The sequence below is a fragment of the Sporosarcina sp. FSL K6-3457 genome, from assembly GCF_038007285.1.
Classification (GTDB): domain Bacteria; phylum Bacillota; class Bacilli; order Bacillales_A; family Planococcaceae; genus Sporosarcina.
The window spans coordinates 1,145,379-1,161,631 of sequence record NZ_JBBOWX010000001.1; the positions used below are offsets into that span (position 1 = coordinate 1,145,379).

General features: G+C 40.1%; 12 protein-coding genes. 9 read left to right on the forward strand and 3 right to left on the reverse strand.

Features of this window, described 5'->3' with window-relative positions:
* Positions 1-38: 38 nt before the first annotated feature.
* Entirely contained in the window at positions 39-1,214 is a 1,176-nt protein-coding gene (locus N1I80_RS05545) for a MalY/PatB family protein (protein ID WP_340736928.1), read from the reverse strand.
* Positions 1,215-1,287: 73 nt separating this feature from the next.
* On the opposite strand from N1I80_RS05545, the gene N1I80_RS05550 reads away from it, so the two are divergent.
* The 4 genes from N1I80_RS05550 to N1I80_RS05565 all read left to right on the forward strand — a co-directional run bounded on the left by N1I80_RS05550 (position 1,288) and on the right by N1I80_RS05565 (position 6,568).
* Positions 1,288-1,548, forward strand: coding sequence for a DUF1871 family protein (locus N1I80_RS05550; protein WP_340736929.1), 261 nt, complete (start codon positions 1,288-1,290; stop codon positions 1,546-1,548).
* A 222-nt stretch (positions 1,549-1,770) separates the two neighbouring features.
* A complete protein-coding gene (locus N1I80_RS05555) occupies positions 1,771-3,882 on the forward strand; it encodes a LuxR C-terminal-related transcriptional regulator (protein ID WP_340736930.1) in 2,112 nt (703 codons plus the stop codon).
* A gap of 178 nt (positions 3,883-4,060) precedes the next feature.
* A complete protein-coding gene (locus N1I80_RS05560) occupies positions 4,061-4,855 on the forward strand; it encodes a putative bifunctional diguanylate cyclase/phosphodiesterase (RefSeq protein ID WP_340736931.1) in 795 nt (264 codons plus the stop codon).
* Positions 4,856-4,876: 21 nt separating this feature from the next.
* On the forward strand, positions 4,877-6,568 hold the full coding sequence (locus tag N1I80_RS05565) for a methyl-accepting chemotaxis protein (protein ID WP_340736932.1): 1,692 nt from the start codon (positions 4,877-4,879) through the stop codon (positions 6,566-6,568).
* A 45-nt stretch (positions 6,569-6,613) separates the two neighbouring features.
* Here the strand turns inward: N1I80_RS05565 and N1I80_RS05570 are convergent, their stop codons facing one another.
* Positions 6,614-7,942 (reverse strand): sodium-dependent transporter, encoded by a 1,329-nt coding sequence (locus tag N1I80_RS05570; protein ID WP_340736933.1) that lies wholly within the window; start codon positions 7,940-7,942, stop codon positions 6,614-6,616.
* 226 nt (positions 7,943-8,168) lie between these two features.
* On the opposite strand from N1I80_RS05570, the gene N1I80_RS05575 reads away from it, so the two are divergent.
* The 4 genes from N1I80_RS05575 (at position 8,169) to yugI (ending at position 13,001) form a co-directional block, all read left to right on the forward strand.
* Positions 8,169-9,803 (forward strand): RNA polymerase sigma factor, encoded by a 1,635-nt coding sequence (locus N1I80_RS05575; RefSeq protein WP_340736934.1) that lies wholly within the window; start codon positions 8,169-8,171, stop codon positions 9,801-9,803.
* Complete coding sequence (locus N1I80_RS05580; protein WP_340736935.1) at positions 9,784-10,350, forward strand: hypothetical protein; 567 nt, start codon at positions 9,784-9,786, stop codon at positions 10,348-10,350. The genes N1I80_RS05575 and N1I80_RS05580 overlap by 20 nt, the downstream gene beginning before the upstream one ends.
* 36 nt (positions 10,351-10,386) lie before the next feature.
* Positions 10,387-12,525, forward strand: a complete 2,139-nt coding sequence (locus N1I80_RS05585; protein ID WP_340736936.1) for an RNA polymerase sigma factor — start codon at positions 10,387-10,389, stop codon at positions 12,523-12,525.
* 101 nt (positions 12,526-12,626) lie between these two features.
* Positions 12,627-13,001 (forward strand): S1 domain-containing post-transcriptional regulator GSP13, encoded by a 375-nt coding sequence (gene yugI, locus N1I80_RS05590; protein WP_340736937.1) that lies wholly within the window; start codon positions 12,627-12,629, stop codon positions 12,999-13,001.
* A gap of 157 nt (positions 13,002-13,158) precedes the next feature.
* On the opposite strand, the gene N1I80_RS05595 is transcribed toward yugI, so the two are convergent.
* On the reverse strand, positions 13,159-14,466 hold the full coding sequence (locus tag N1I80_RS05595) for a sigma 54-interacting transcriptional regulator (RefSeq protein ID WP_340736938.1): 1,308 nt from the start codon (positions 14,464-14,466) through the stop codon (positions 13,159-13,161).
* A 143-nt stretch (positions 14,467-14,609) separates the two neighbouring features.
* Between N1I80_RS05595 and pruA the strand changes: the two genes are divergently transcribed.
* Positions 14,610-16,154, forward strand: a complete 1,545-nt coding sequence (pruA, locus tag N1I80_RS05600) for an L-glutamate gamma-semialdehyde dehydrogenase (protein WP_340736939.1) — start codon at positions 14,610-14,612, stop codon at positions 16,152-16,154.
* Positions 16,155-16,253 lie beyond the last annotated feature (99 nt).

Sequence of the window (16,253 nt, forward strand, 5' to 3'; positions counted from 1 at the left end):
GCTGGAAGACTGGTTATTAGCGAATCGAGACTTTCGAATTAGTCATTCATCGCAGCTATAAACCGTTTAACGCCTTCTTCTACAAGTGAAAGTGGCGTCGCTACATTCATACGTAGGAAACCGCGTCCTGCTTCGCCATATTTTGTCCCAGGTTCGAGTGCAAGTTTCCCTTTATTCAACAATCTATCCATCATTTCATCTTCAGTTAACCCTGTACCCCGATAGTCAATCCAGAGTAGATAAGTACCATGTGGCTTTGCAATTTTTAAGCCGGGGATTGCTGAAGGTAGCTGGTGAATGACATAGTCCATGTTGCTAGAGATTACTTCAAGTAATTCGTTAAGCCAAGGACCACCTTCTTTGTAGGCTGCACTCAGTGCGGCAGCTGCAAAAGGACTCAAGCCCATTTGGCCGTGTGCCATCGCATTCAACGATAGTTTCTCTCGTACAGCTTCATCTGTTGCAATCATGATCGCTGCTTGAACACCAGCTATGTTAAATGTCTTTGTGGGAGCAACACAAGTGATAATACGTCCAGCTTCTTCACCCGCAAGTGTGACAAGTGGAATATGTGTATTGCCTGGGAATACAAGATCAGCATGAATTTCATCGGCTAAAATTAGGACATCATATTTTGTGCATAATCTCAGCATTTCTTTTAGCTCATCTTCTTGCCAAACGATACCTCCGGGGTTATGCGGATTACACAAGATGAACAGTTTCACATTTTGCTGTAAGCATTTTTCAAATTCCTCAAAGTCGATGGAATAGACTCCATTTTCCTCACGCATGATACATTCAACAATATTTCGTTGTTGGCGTTCGGGAATTTGAAAAAATGGCGGGTAGACGGGAGAAGTGACAAGGATGCCATCGCCTGCTGCCGTAAATGTTTCGATAATGGAGGCAATCGCTGGAACAACGCCATGATGGAATAGCATCCAGTCGTTTTTTGTTTCCCATCCGTGACGTTCGACTAGCCAGGAACGGATTGCATCCTTACAGTCCTCACAAATATAGGAATAGCCAAATACACGATGATCCAGTCGTTCTTTCATCGCATTGACAACTACTTCTGGTGCGGCAAAATCCATATCAGCAACCCACATTGGTAAAATGTCGGAAGCGTCTTCAATGCCATAAATCGTCTCCATCATGTCCCATTTAACAGAGCGGGTTTCCCGCCGTTCGATGACTTTTTCAAATATGCTCATGAGTATCCCTACTTTCCTTTTTTCTCTACTATGCTATCATAAATAAGACTAAAGAAAAATAAGGTGGCTTATCGTGGAAACAATTGACATGAATAAAAAGGCTATTGCGCTTCTAGAACAATGGGATCCGTTTGAAGCAGGAGCTAAAGCATATGAACTCGAAATTGTTGACGTCGTCTCAGAATTGCATCGTCTCGATCACCCGACAGACCTTGCTAAACGTATTCGTGAAATCTACGAGCACTCCTATAAGCTGTGGATTCCAATTGAAAAATGCATGAAAATTTCTTATAAGTTATTAGCAATTAAATATGAGGCGAAATGTATCGTCTGAAAAAAATGACCGCATCCCGAAAAAATAAGGGATGCGGTTATTTTTCTTTTTTTGTTAAAAACTGGTCGTAATGGGAAGCGCCAATTGCTACTGTTTTATCAGATTAGTGCTAATATATGAGTAAGCCTATTTGAATAATTTTGTTGTGAAAATCGCTGGAGATTGACCAAAGGGGATAAAAATGATGAAAAAGTGTAAGAAAAAAAGAATGTGGTATGAAGTATGAAAGAGGATTTACTATACATACAAAGATTGCAGGATTCATATGCAAGCTGGACTGGGTTAGCAATTATTATTTGTAACTCGGAAGGAGAATTTCTTACCAAAATATCATGGGGGAATCAACGAACGAAAGAATTATATAAGAAATACATTACAAAAGAAAACCTCAAAATCTTTATTCAGCCTTTACATTCAATTAATCAAACAACGTTACTTGACACCGAGTTGGGAAGTAAGGTAATTATATCACCAGTATTTCTGAAAAAGAGAGAGAAGTATTTTATTATTTCAGGGTATATTATTGACGAGATGACAAATGAAATGATTGATAGTTATTTTAAAATGAATACTTATTTATCCAAGGAAGTCGTTGAATTCGAGGTGCTCTTAGAAAATGAAATATCCAATAAAGTTGAGCATATAAAAAATATGACGGAAGTTATTGCCTCTTATGTAGCACAACGTGAAGAATATAATAACTCACAACAATTTTTGAGTCTTGTGTCGGAACAACTAACTTCGATTAATAACGGAACTTCGACAGTTGAATCAATTTTACATACAGCAAGTACTTTTAACGATGTCGATTTTATAGCACTTGCCCTCCACTCAACAGGTGATCTATATGAGGTTGGAACAAACATCGGCGAATACTCTGACATTTTGATAGGTTATACATTTTCGATTGGAGAAGGTTTGTTGGGGTATTCAATTGCTACAAGACAACCCCAGTTTTACGTGAATATTGAAAATGACGCACGGCTATGGTTATTTACTAAATTGAATATGAAAGTGAAGAGCCTATTTTGTTTCCCACTCTTACAGGGGAATCAAGTAATCGGATTGTTATTTGGAGGAAGTGCTGAGCAAGAAATTGATGAAATATCTATTTTTGACAAACTATCTACCAGTGCCTCTCTTATGATGAATCACTTAAACACGCAGGGCTTAATTGACAAAATTAAAAATCAGTCAATGGAAATCGCTACCTTTGAAGAGATTATTAAGGTGCTAATGACAGTAAAGGATCTAGAAAAGGTTTTACTAATATTGATTGATATTAGTCTGAATTTCACACGAGGAACCTTTACTTCAATTGTTTATAGAAGTGATTTAACTGAAAAGAAGGCGAAGCTATTATCGAAGGGAGCTTTAGACGAAGTTGTTTATAACTATCTTCATGAAGCAGCACAGAAATTTTTTACGCAAACTTTTGTGGTGAAAAAATGGAGGAAGCCTTTGATGAGTGAAACGCCATGTGGAATCAGTATCATGGAATTCCCACTCATTTTTGATGATTATGTATATGGATCACTTTTTATTGGTATTAGTCCAGAAACAGAGGTAGAAAAGTATGATACGGTTATTACCAATTTAGCTATTGCAGGCGGAATAGCAATCCATTTCCTTAGAGCTGGGGATAGGTTCCATAATGAGTTGAATGTTATGGAATTGCTACGAAAGCTTCTGCAAAGTTACGAACCCGAAAAATATGAATTGGCGGAAAGTATAAAAGAAACATCATTAGAATTTGCACAGGAAGTTGGTATTAGTGATTCGATTCTAATTGAAAGACTAAGCCTGTTTTCTGTTATTGACCGTATTTTAGTGGAAAGTATAATAGACAATCAGGAGTTGTTTCTACTATTAGGGAAAATTGAGAATGTACTTAATGGGGAAAGTGATGGGCATTTACTAGCAGAGTTCATGGCAATCATTCGGGCCTACCATTCCAATAATCACTCGATTAAATCAATTGCTAAGTTGAAAATTAAAAATGAAAGTATACGGGAACGATTTACTTTATTCATTAATCAAAGAGAAATAAAAGTGAAGGAAATTGTGCTCGATGACAAAGTGAATCAAAGGCAATTTAAAGCAACAGAAATATATGATGAAATATTTCTTAGCCTGAAATTATCGACGAGGGAAAAAGAAGTTCTGAACCACGTAGTTCAAGGTTGTAGCAATAAGGAAATTGCTCAGCTCCTTCACATTAGTGAACATACAGTTAAAAATCATATGACGCATATCCTGAGTAAATTAGACGTTTCAGACCGTTCTCAGGCAATTGCTAAAATATATCAGATGGGATATAGCACAATACAGTGAGAACCTGCATATCATTGCAGGTTTTTTTGGACTATAAGACTTGAGTAGGATGTAGTTCCTATACTCAAGTCTTATAAGATGTGGGAGTTAATGAATAATAAGAACTATTGGTGATTGTCGATTAGTGATGAATTGTTCATAATAAGGGGAGGTAATTGAGTGTATTGGGAGGGAAGTTATGAATCATTTTGAAATGCTTAAAACGGATTTGTCGAAAGCAATTGAGCGTAATGAATTTTTCTTACATTTTCAACCAAAGGTAAACTTGGAAACTGAGAAAGTGGTAGGTGTTGAAGCTTTAATCAGATGGCAGCATCCTCGAATCGGGCGTATTGCGCCAGATGATTTTATACCTTTAGCTGAGAAAACGGGTGAAATTAATCGAATTGGAAAATGGGTATTATACAATGCTTGTAAACAGAATAAGAAATGGCAAGACGATGGTTTTTCTCCAGTTATTATGTCCGTTAATCTTTCTCCTCGTCAACTACTCGAACAGGACCTCTTCAAGATTGTTTCTGAAGTATTAACGGAAACAGGTCTTTCCCCACGCTATCTAGAACTTGAAATTACTGAGGGAATAACGATCAATATGCCTAAAGCGATTCGTATGCTGAAGCAATTGAAAGAACTTGGAATACTAATAAGTCTTGATGATTTCGGGACGGGCTATAATACGTTGACCTATTTAAAAGAATTCCCTGTAGACATTATAAAAATCGATAGAACATTTGTAAATGATCTATTGCATAGTTCGAAAGATAGGGAAATCGTGAAAATGATTATTACGTTAGCTCATAATCTGAATATACGCGTGATTGCTGAAGGAATAGAGACTGAAGAGCATCTGCGGTTTTTAAAGCAGCATAATTGCAATGAGGGGCAAGGATATTTTTTTAGCAAGCCGGTATTAGCAGAAGAGTTAATTGTTAAATTTGGATTAACCGGGCAAACGAAAACGATTTTTGCTTAGGAAAAAAGTTGGAGGAAAAGTATGAAGAAATTTTTAAATTTTAAAAGTATAAAAGGCAAGTTATTATTTACATTTTCACTCGTTATTTTTGCAGTCATCTTATTAGGCGTTTATAATATTTCTGTAATTATGAAGAGTAATAAAGAAACGAGAAGTATTTTAGAGAGTGAGCTTCCGCTGTTAATTGCGAACGAACAGATGGCATTATCCATGGCAAATCGAATATCGACTGCTCGTGGATATGTATTATTCGGTGGTGACTTCAGGGATCGCTTTAACGAATACACTGAACAAGGGAAGCACTATGAAGGTGTAGTAAGGGGGATTCGTGCTACTGAAGAATTCGAACAGCTTATCGAGAAAACTGTGTTTTGGAGAACTAGCATCGATACGGACGTCTTTGACGAATATGATAAAGGGAACAAAGAGCTGGCTCTTCGAAATTTGGATGCATCTGCCCCTATGGTTCGTGAGATTATGGAGGGGTATGAACAAATGGCTGAAGAAAGTGAAACAGCTATCAATGAGATTGGGCAGATGATTATCGCCGATGGAGAAGCAACATTCCGTATCGTAATCATCGTCACTATCTTCGTGATCCTCTTCAGCGTGGTCGTTGCTCTTCAGAGTGCTAATACGATTACTAAACCGATAAAAGTGGTAATGGATCGAATGAATCGGATAGCGCAAGGCGATTTAAGTGGAGAACCCCTCGAAACTCACTCTAAGGACGAAGTGGGACAACTTGTCCGTGCGACAAACGAAATGAGTGGCAATAACCGTCAGTTATTGAATGAAATCAATAGCGTCTCCGAAACTGTAACGAGTCAAAGTGAAGAATTGATACAGTCCGCAACTGAGGTGAAGGCGGCCACTTATCAAATCGCGACGACGATGTATGAATTGGCTGCCGGATCGGAAGCGCAAGCGAGTCATGCAAGTGACTTGTCCGGGGTGATGGAATCATTCACAATCAAAGTTGACGAAGCAAATGAAAAAGGAGAAAATATTCAACGAGCGTCTGAAGAGGTTCTGAAGATGACTTCGGAAGGTAGCCGTTTAATGGACTCATCTAATGAGCAAATGGTTAAGATTGATCACATCGTGCATGAAGCCGTTCAGAAAATTCAAGGATTAGATACGCAGACCCAAGAAATCTCCAAACTAGTTGTGGTCATTAAGGATATCGCCGATCAAACGAATTTGTTGGCTTTAAATGCGGCAATTGAAGCGGCTAGAGCTGGTGAACATGGAAAAGGATTTGCAGTTGTCGCGGAAGAAGTGAAAAAACTGGCTGAACAAGTTTCCATCTCCGTCACAGATATCACAAACATTGTAGGAAGTATTCAACACGAGTCCAGTTCTGTCGCAGAATCGCTACAAGATGGCTATGAAGAAGTAGAAAAAGGAACAGAGCAGATTCAATTGACAAATGAGACATTCACGGGCATTAATAATGCAGTAACAGTGATGGCAGAGCATATTCAGACAGTTTCTGAGAATTTATCTGACTTAGCGGCGAACAGCCAAGAGATGGGCGGATCGATTGAGGAAATTGCAGCCATTACTGAAGAAGCGGCTGCTGGTGTGGAACAGACTTCCGCATCCTCCCAACAAACGAGTAGTTCAATGGAAGAAGTAGCAGGTAGCTCAGAGCAACTTGCACAATTAGCCGAAGCGCTGAATGGTTTAGTGCAGAAATTTAAACTATGATAATGAAAAACCCCATGGATATCGGAATCCATGGGGTTTCTTTCCTTAAGACTGCAATTCGATAATCCAAGTAATGAAAATAATCACAATCGCAGCAGGTGCTATATAGCTAACGAGAAATTTCCATATTGTGTTCATGACAGGATGCATGCGTAATTCATCGTCTGTTTGTGCTTTTGTTAAGACAAATCCTGCGAACAACGACACACAAAGTGCGCCGAGCGGCATCCCAATCTTACTCGTCAGTGTATCAGCAAAATCGAAAATAGATCCGCCAAAAATTTGTACATCAGACAGTACGCCAAATGACAATGCACTTGGTATACCGACGATGAAAATCAGAATCCCAAATACCCAAGCAGCACGCCTTCTACGATCATGCTTCTGGCGAATACCCGTTGACACTACAATTTCCAACATTGCGATGGATGAAGTAAGTGTTGCAAAAAGCATTAAAATGAAGAATAGAATCATGAACATATTTCCAAATGGAATTTGGCTGAAAATCGCAGGCAGGATGACGAAAATTAGTCCAGGTCCTTCAGCAGGCGATTGTCCAAGAGCGAACACCGCAGGGAAAATGACTAACCCTGCTAATAAAGAAATAACAATATTTAAAATCGAAACGTTGACAGCGGATTGGCCTAACTGTTCTTCCTTCGGCAAATAGGAGGCATACGTCATCATCGCGGTGACGCCAACACTCAAGGAGAAGAACGCTTGACCGAGTGCCAGCAGCAGTGTTGTTCCTGTGAAATAAGACCAATCTGGTACAAATAAGAAACGAACACCTTCCATGGCCCCATCCAATGTCAATGAACGAATCGCAAGGACGATGAAAAAGATAAATAGCAACGGCATCATCCATCTGCTTGCCCGTTCAATACCAGCTTGAACTCCACTTTGCACAATCCAAATCGTCAGCCCCATAAAGACAGCTTGAGCGAGTAACACTTCCAGTGGGTTGGAAATGATAGCATTGAAGTATTCACTATGATCAGCCACATCAAGTCGGAAGGTCAAGGCACGTGCTAAGTAAGACAGAATCCATCCACCAACGACACTGTAAAACGATAACAGAATAAAGGACACAGCGAGTCCCATCCAGCCGAATAAATACCACATGCGCCCAGGAGCCAGTTTTTTTAGAGAAGTAACGACATCGGCCTGGCCTCTTCGCCCGATGACGAACTCGGCAAGCAAAATTGGCAGCCCAATCGCAATTGTACAAATAATGAATAGCAGGACAAATACACTACCGCCATTTGTTCCCACCATATAAGGGAACTTCCAAATGGCGCCAAGTCCGATTGCGCTACCAGCGGCAGCAAGAACGAAGCCTATTTTGGACGTCCATTGATCACGTTGTTTCATAAAATAACCACTCTTTCGTATATAAGAACTTATTAATTGTACATGAATTAACTTGAATGCTAAAGGGTTATTCCGGTAGTAGATAAGCACGGAATCTTTTCATTTTTGCGACATTCACTGGAGGCTTCACTTGATTCACCCTACCGCAGAAACAAGTGAAACAATTTAGGCAAAAGTTTCGTATCATCTACAGAAGCAAGAGGGTGAGGGGGAACCATGAATATCGTTGTTCGGTTTGGTATACTGGGAAGAGATGGAATCTGTTGTGTTAGGGGGAACTGAGTTGAAGGAAGACATTGTTTTATTTGAAGAATGGATGGACCTATATGCACATCAAATCGAACGTTTCGCATTTCAAAATGGTTGTTCATCAGAACAAGCTACACAATTGACGGTGGAAATATTCCGTGAAATTTATAATGGTGAAAAAAAGATGGATGAAGGAAAGCTATCGATTTATAAAATTGCACTAGATAAGCTTGCGCATACACAACAGATTGATTCCGAGAAAGAAACTATTTTGCCGTTTGAAGAGGATCAGCAATTGCATAAAAAGATTAATAAACTAGAAGAAAAAGCGAAAGTGTCTCTAATCCTTTCACAATTTCATAATATGAGTGAGGCGGAAATTGCAACGATTTTGGAGATTTCTGAAGAGGCTGTTAGAGAGGCTATCAGACAAGCAATCCAACAACTTATTATTGAAATTGCTAACTCGCATCTTGATAAAAGGCTGGAGTTTCTGCAAAAATCGTATGAAAGAATCAGTTCTTCATTTCGAAAAGATCAAGTTTTTGCGACACCGACAGAAGAGATAAGAGAACGAGATATAAAGAAACAACCGATTTCGAAAAAGGTACTGATTTCCTGGGTTGTTGGGATACTGACTTTAGCTGCTCTTGTAATCGTTCCAGTCTTTACAGATGAAGAGCATCAAAAAATAGCTACAGAAAAATATATCGAGCAATTAAAAGCATCTTTTGAAGAAGAAATAGAGAGTCGTTATGCACAATTAGGATTGAAAGAAAGCACTGAAGAAGACCAGCAGAACTATTACTACTTTACCGCGTACGGAAAACAAGCGCGGGAGGATTTCGAAACGATGCTCCAAGAGGTAGAAGAAAATGGAGAAACTAACAAAAAAACAATTAATAACGAATATGCCGCAATTATAAGCTCGATGGAGTTACCAGCTGAAATGGTTGAACAACTTGTTAAAAATCCATTAACAGATGATAAAGATAAGAGTACGGAATTTATTAGTAAGTATGTAAAACAGGTTTTTGACATTCAGCAATCCTACGTGGCATCTATTTATGAGCACCAACAGCTTATTGAAGAGGCATTGGATGAAGGGCTATTTCAAATCGAAAAATTTCTTGAAAAGAAAGAAACGTATCCTGAAGAATTACAAAATGCGCTAAACAGTATGGAGAAACAAAATTTGTACATTGATTCTGTTTCAGAATGGGCGGCATTGGTTCCTTCTTTCGCAAGGAATGAGCTAAGTAGCAAGATTAAAGCTTCAATACACGAGGATCTTGCTGGTTATATAGCGCTGTTAGAATCTTCAACCTATATCTCTCAACCGAGGTTAGTTAGTGCTTATGAAGAAGCCGTTGACAATCTACTAGAAATAGAAAGGACATTGTTGGCGGACGTCGAAGTTGAATTGCCCTATCAGTCGCTAAGAGATTATTATTCTACATTATTTTATGTATTGATCGACGACTCTAAAGCGGATCGGATATTTGGCTCCGACGGAAAAATAAAAAGAAGAGATAAGGTCTGCATGGAAGAAAATCGCTACAGGTGGAGAGAAGTCCCCGTCAGCCCATATTATGAGAAACATCATTCGTGAAATGGAAGCGAGTGGATGGACAAATTCCGAAACGCAAAGTCGTTTTACCTACTATCATTTGAATTATGCAATGGGATTGGCTAAAGCGGGAAATCTTCATTCATTTAAAATGAATGGAATTTTACAAGCTGATCAAGGTTTTGATATTGTCACTTTCCCCGATTCATCTTTTGAGGAGTTAGTTGAGGAAACGTATAATCTCTACTCATCAAACCATGACCCGACGGTGTTAAAAGATGTGCATCCCTTTGTTATTTTTGCCATGTATTATTTCGCGAATGCCAATGAAGATCCAGTAACGATGTGGCATCTTTATACTCCAGAGGAAAATCCACAAACGCTGGAAGCTTATGTTGTGGATTGGCAACAAGAGGATTTTCATCTCAATGAATTGGATGGACTTCTATTTGAGAGTAAGGAATCATTAGTCGGTTCCATTGTGCTCGAAAAGGGCGATATTGGTTATTATGCGGTTGAAATGATCGTGAATGAAACTGCTAATTGGGGAATTAGTTCCATCAATTTAGATATGCTGGAACATGAATAAGTTAGTTGTTGATTGTGTTAAAAGGAGTGTTTCTATTTGGAGGAAGTTAGTGATATTCAAAAAGTGAATGTTGGTGATCGTATTGCATTCGAAGACTGGATGGATCATCATCATCGTAGCATCGAACGTTTTGCATTTCAAAATGGCTGTACGCAGGAACAAGCTTCACAGTTAGCGGAGGATATATTTAGGGAAATATATTACGAACCGGAAAATTCGGATTTTCAGATGCGTAACATATACAAAATAGTGCTTGAAAAGATTGCCATTCTTCAGCTGACAACTCCCTTATTGGAAGATGTTTTCGGTTTTGAGGAAGATGCAGAACTTCATTCAGCAATTATACACTTGGATGAAAAATACCGTGTACCGCTTGTACTTAAAGTATTTCATGAAATGGAAAATGAACAAGTTGCTGGCCTAATTGGTTTCCCGACTTCAGAAGTTGAAGTGAGGATTCGAGCCGCAAGGGAGTTGCTCGGTCAAGCAATCAATGAGTCATCGACAGAGCGTCTTGAAAAACGCTTCGAGCTTCTCGGGAAATCATATGCCCGTTTGCCTATTCTTTTTAATGTGGAGCATGTGTGGAAGTCGATGATTTCTGTTAGTGATCCAATTGAAAAAAATCGTAAGAAACGAGGCTTGGCAGCATGGCTCATTGCAATTGTTCTTGGTGTATTACTGGTAGGGCTAGTGGGGAGTACATATTTTACAGGTGAAGATTGGGAACTTCGAGCGGATCGGAAGTATATCGAAGAGCTGAAAAAAGAATTTGCCGGAATAGTTACCGAGAAGCAGGCCATTTTGGGCGTCAGTGATGCTGTTTTTAATCGAATGACTTATTTCAGGGGTGCTCAAGAACACTTTAACATTTTACTAATGGAGCTTGAAGAAAAAAATCAGCATGGTGAGAAAATTGACCGCCAGCTTGCGCAAGCTTGGTTACTAGAGATGACCGAAGCGGTGAAATTACCATCAGAGCATATAGACGAATTATTTGCCGCCCCACTTGTCAATGATGCAGAACAAAGTATGATGTTTGTCGAAGGGTATCTTATGAGTGTAGATATGATGAGCCATTCGCTTTATGAATTATATGGGAATGACTATGACAGGCTTACTGAAGCGCTTCAAACTGGAACCTTCGATGCGGATGCTACGGCAATGCAACAACAAGGCTACTCGAAAAAGACAATTGAGGTCGTTCAAGCATTTACCAATCAGAATATCGAGCGTCTATTACGGGAACATGCAATAGGACATAGCGAATTCGCTGTACAGCTTCGTGCTGCCCTACATGAATCGGCGGGTATCCGCCTCACGCAATACGAAAGAGAACCGTTTATTATGAACGAAAAACTGTTGTATTCGCTTGAAGAAACGACTGGATTTATTGCGGAAATGGAAGAAACGCTTGTTGCGTCAAGGGAAAATGGATGGATGTTTTACTCGATGGAGGGGAACATGCTGAGTCTCCTTGACGCCATCCTGCAAGGTAAGACTATTGAGGAATATAAAAATAGTGATGGCTCCATTAGCGAAGTGCATCGCAATGCTTGGAAACGACTTGCATTATTGGGGCCAGATTCTGGAGTTGGCGCTATTATGATTAAGATTGTGGAGGAGATGGAGGCGTCGGAGTGGAAACGCTCGGAGTTCCATGATTCATTGGATAATTGGAGAATTCATGAGGCATATTCCTTGGCGGCGACTGGTGATTTGGAGCGATTTGGATTACAGTCTGTCCAGGTAAGCTATAGCGATAAGATCTTTGCACTTCCAAACAATAATCTAAATAGGGAAGTTGCTAGTCTCTATGATGTATTTTCGATTGCTTATGATCGAACTATCTTGAGAAATATTCACCCATTATTTATTGTAGGATTATTTTATTATGCAAATGACAAGGACGATACAGTCATGATGTGGCATTTAACAGATCTAGCGTCACGTATTGCAAGCGTAGAAGAATACAATGTGAAGGAAATCGCCTTGTTGGACATGACGGACTCTATCCGGTTCAATCCGGCAATGACAATGGATGATGGTCACAAAGTGCTTGCGCCGATTGAATTCGAACGAAATGGAAAAATGTATTATAATGTATGGATGACTTACGCGAAAGACGAAGTATGGCAAATCGAATCAATTGTGATTGAAGAAGGAAGTCTGTGAATCCCGGGATGACTTTTGCCCAACACCCCTAAACATGGTATAATTTTGATGGCCCTAGCGGCGGCAGATACGATATCATAGTAGATTGGGAGCTGTTTCAAATGACGAAAAAGTATGAAGTTGGAGAAGAGCTTTCCGGCAAAGTAACGGGAATTCAACCGTATGGTGCATTTGTTGCACTCGACGAGGAAACGCAAGGACTTGTCCATATTTCTGAAATCACATACGGTTTCGTAAAGGATATTAATGAATTTCTTACTGTAGGTCAGGAAGTCAATGTGAAAGTGCTAGAAGTCGATGAAGAGGCGGGGAAAATTAGCCTGTCGATTCGCGCGTTACTAGAAGCGCCACCATCCACAAAAAGAGATGACAATCCACGCAAAACATTGCAAGCACGTGTCAATGAACGGGACGCAGACGGATTTAACTCGTTGAAAGACAAACTTCAAGACTGGATTGAAAAATCCGGACAATAAAGAAAAGTGGAAGCGCCTGGTCAGGGGCGACAGGCATAGGACGGACCAGCGGCGTGGCGCTCTTTGCCGCACAGCTGGGCTGACTTATGACCCGAGCTCCTAGGCGCTGGAGACTAGACAATAAAAAATGAGGGATTAGGCTTAGATGCCTAGTCCCTCATTTTTTTATTTTCTTCAAACGATATTGCAAATTTTGTCGGCTCATACCGAGCGCATTCGCAGTCTTTGTTATATTTTCATCATTGAGCTTCATGGCTTTGTGTAAATAATACACTTCTACCTCATGTAAAAATTGGTCAAGTGGTAATAATTCTTTATTCGGTTGAACAATAAAGTCTGCAGCTTGCATAGGCTCATCCGTAATTTCATTGCTTTTCATCCGGAAATGCAGCGGTAGCATATCGTATGTGACAAACGCTTCCAATGTAGCAAGTGAAGAAATTTCATCCAGAAGAAACTCGAGTTCACGCATATTGCCGGGCCAATGATAGCTAAGGAAAAGCTGCTCTACTTCCGGTTCAATTCCTTGTAGTGCTGAACCGTACCGTTCACTGCGCCGTGTCAAATAAGCTGAAATGAACGGTACGATATCCTCCTTGCGCTTTCGTAGGGGAGGAATCCGGATGGTAAACGATGCAAAGAAATAATATAAGTCTTTCAAAAGAGCCCCCGAGGCAATCAGTTCTACTGGATCATCCCCAATACTGGCGATAAATTGGCGGTTGCCAGCAGGTGTTTTTCTTAAAATCGCCAGTAATTTTTGCTGCAATGAAATCGACAATAGGTCAATACGCTCGCAAAATAACGTAAAAGGCTCAGGATCTTGTAGGTCCTCGTTTAAGCGCGCAATCAAAATCGGATCTGAACTATGACAGAACAAGGTATAGAACAGACCATTGGAAGGCGACAATTCATTATGTATGCTTTCCGCGATTAGATCTTTGCCTGTTCCTGATTCACCAATTAGCAAGACGGGCAATTTTGCACGCGCGGCTTTTTTAGCCGTTGAAATGACGGCTTTCATTGGGGGGGAAACTGCGATAATCTGATTGAACGTTACAGGATCACTATTTTTTCGAAAGGGCTGCAGAACGAATTTTTCGAGAGCCGTCACATCACGAGCAAGCTCGACGGCACCAATCAGATTTGCCCCATTGTAAATAGGGTATGTATCGTTGATAGTTGTAATTTCTGTGCCATTTCTATTCCAATACGTCTGTTTGACATTCAATTGTTCCTTGCCGCTTTGCAATACTTTTAACAATGTACTTTCTTGTTGTTCAAAATTGAATAGCTCCAAAATCGAACGGTCGCCCACATCCTCGAGTGCAAGACCTTCAATTTCTTTCATCTTGTTATTATAAATAATCGTATGGCCATTTTGGTCGATGGCATGGATACCAACACCGGCATGACCGACTGCAAACGTGTAAAAGGGGAGGAGGGATTCATCAGTATTTTTCAAAATAACCACCGTCCAATAAATATTTTGTCAACAAATAATGAATAACACTTGAAATCTGCAACAATCTCTTGCATTATTATATATGTAATCAATCACTAAGTGCAAATATTTTTTGCGTTTCACTAAAAAGAAGGAGGAATAACATGATTCCATATAAACACGAACCATTCACAGACTTTACTGTAGAAGAGAACAAACAAGCTTTCCTTGAGGCGCTAAAAACAGTTGAAGGCTACCTTGGCCAAGACTACCCACTCATTATTGGTGGTGAGCGTATTATGACGGAAGAAAAATTAGTGTCAACAAACCCGGCAAACAAAGCAGAAGTTATTGGATCTGTTTCTAAAGCAAGCAGAGATTTAGCTGAAAAAGCAATGACGGTTGCGGATGAAACATTCAACACATGGAAAAAAGTAAAACCTGAATTCCGTGCGGATGTTCTATTCAAAGCAGCGGCAATTATTCGTCGTCGTAAACACGAATTCTCAGCATTGCTAACAAAAGAAGCTGGAAAACCTTGGAATGAAGCAGATGCAGATACGGCTGAAGCTATCGATTTCCTAGAGTTCTATGCACGTCAAATGCTTAAATTGAAAGATGGTATTCCTGTTGAAAGTCGCCCAGGCGAGTACAACCGTTTTGACTACATTCCACTTGGTGTGGGTGTTGTTATCTCTCCTTGGAACTTTGCATTTGCAATCATGGCTGGAACAGCAGTGGCAGCACTTGTAACAGGGAATACAGTACTTCTGAAACCAGCATCGACAACACCAGTTGTTGCTTACAAATTCATCGAAGTGCTTGAACAAGCGGGTATGCCTGCTGGTGTCGTGAACTACATTCCTGGATCTGGCGCTGAAGTTGGGGACTACCTAGTCGATCACCCAAGAACGCGTTTCATCTCCTTCACGGGTTCACGTGAAATTGGAACACGTATTTACGAACGTGCAGCAATCGTTAACGAAGGCCAAATCTGGTTGAAACGCGTTATCGCTGAAATGGGTGGTAAAGATACAATCGTTGTCGATAATGAAGCAGACCTTGAGCTTGCAGCACAATCGATTGTTAAATCTGCATTCGGCTTCAGCGGACAGAAATGTTCAGCTTGTTCACGTGCAGTCATTCACGAAGACGTCTACGATCGAGTAGTCGCACGTGTTGAGGAATTGACAAATGCATTGACATACGGTGATCCAGCAGATCAGTCAAACTTTACTGGACCAGTTATCGACCAAGCTTCTTTTGACAAAGTGATGAGCTATATTGAAATTGGTAAACAAGAAGGTCGCATCATCGCGGGTGGAACAGGCGACAGTTCAAAAGGATTCTTCGTTGCGCCAACTGTTATTGCGGATCTCGATCCAAAAGCACGCGTCATGCAAGAAGAAATCTTTGGCCCAGTTGTTGGCTTAACAAAAGCGAAAAACTTCACAGAAGCCCTTGAAATCGCGAACAACACAGACTATGGTCTAACAGGTGCGGTCATTACAAATAACCGTTTCCATATCGAACAAGCACGTGAAGATTTCCATGTAGGAAACCTATACTTCAACCGTAATTGCACAGGCGCAATCGTTGGTTACCAACCATTTGGTGGCTTTAACATGTCAGGTACAGACTCAAAAGCAGGCGGCCCGGATTACCTACAACTTCATATGCAAGGTAAAACAACTTCAGAAGCTTTTTAATTTGAATCAGCAGAAGTTTCTGCTGATTCAAATTACGCCGAGGTGTAATTGATTTTATTCAAAATAAAAAACCAGACCTATCCATGTGATAGGTCTGCC

Bases quoted from the DNA above. Each gene is read 5' to 3' on its own strand.
- N1I80_RS05545 (WP_340736928.1), bottom strand. From the start codon at position 1,214: ATGAGCATATTTGAAAAAGTCATCGAACGGCGGGAAACCCGCTCTGTT.
- N1I80_RS05555 (WP_340736930.1), top strand. From the start codon at position 1,771: ATGAAAGAGGATTTACTATACATACAAAGATTGCAGGATTCATATGCA.
- N1I80_RS05560 (WP_340736931.1), top strand. From the start codon at position 4,061: ATGAATCATTTTGAAATGCTTAAAACGGATTTGTCGAAAGCAATTGAG.
- N1I80_RS05565 (WP_340736932.1), top strand. From the start codon at position 4,877: ATGAAGAAATTTTTAAATTTTAAAAGTATAAAAGGCAAGTTATTATTT.
- N1I80_RS05570 (WP_340736933.1), bottom strand. From the start codon at position 7,942: ATGAAACAACGTGATCAATGGACGTCCAAAATAGGCTTCGTTCTTGCT.
- N1I80_RS05580 (WP_340736935.1), top strand. From the start codon at position 9,784: ATGAGAAACATCATTCGTGAAATGGAAGCGAGTGGATGGACAAATTCC.
- yugI (WP_340736937.1), top strand. From the start codon at position 12,627: ATGACGAAAAAGTATGAAGTTGGAGAAGAGCTTTCCGGCAAAGTAACG.
- pruA (WP_340736939.1), top strand. From the start codon at position 14,610: ATGATTCCATATAAACACGAACCATTCACAGACTTTACTGTAGAAGAG.